General features: G+C 53.2%; 1 protein-coding gene and 1 pseudogene. Both read right to left on the reverse strand.

What is annotated here, in order from left to right; genetic code table 11:
* The coding region (locus tag JIG40_RS10125) for a contractile injection system protein, VgrG/Pvc8 family (protein WP_280514077.1) at nt 1-407 on the reverse strand (407 nt) is incomplete at its 3' end.
* 151 nt (nt 408-558) lie between these two features.
* Nucleotides 559-650, reverse strand: a pseudogene (locus JIG40_RS10130) (type VI secretion system tube protein Hcp); the annotation flags it as partial.

A 650-nucleotide genomic window follows, 5' to 3' on the forward strand; every position in this document is an offset into this window, starting at 1 on the left:
ATGCCCATTTCCTGCAACAGAATGGAGAGGATTTCCGGCACGGTGTTGAGTTGGAAGATGCGGCTGTTGTGGCGCAGAGACAAACGCTCTAAAGCAGGCACCAACGTGAGAGAATAGAAGGTGTGATGATGGCCGGTATCGCCCTGAGTAAAGCGGCGCACGATGCCGTTCACGCGCTGAACCAGCATATCGTCGCGATAGAGCGACAGCTCCGCGACTTTATCCACCACCATATCGGGCGTTAAATTGGCAAGCCGACTGGCCAGCTCCAGTTCATAACGAAAACCGTGGCATAGCTGCCCATTGATGCGTTCGCTGGACAAAGTTTCCTGCCCTTCGAACCCACGCACCACCAGCGTGTCGTCCTCCAGACCTTCCACATGAAACTGATACTTTAACGTCGCCATCCTGCCATTCCTTCATACTCAGTAAAAATGGTGAAACCTTAAGCGCAAAACACCCGAAACCAAGCGGATGCCAGGGTGCGGGTTGGATGCTTTGTGCTTAAGGTTCACAAGGTTGCCCGCCTTAAGACGGGCAACGCAGCTCGAGCGTAAATTACGCTTCGATTGGTTTACGCCAATCGTCTGAGCCTGAAGTACCCGCGTTCACGTGATCCCACGTGATTTTGCGGTAAGACATAGAGACCG

This window comes from Vibrio sp. bablab_jr001 (assembly GCF_016464285.1).
Classification (GTDB): domain Bacteria; phylum Pseudomonadota; class Gammaproteobacteria; order Enterobacterales; family Vibrionaceae; genus Vibrio; species Vibrio fluvialis.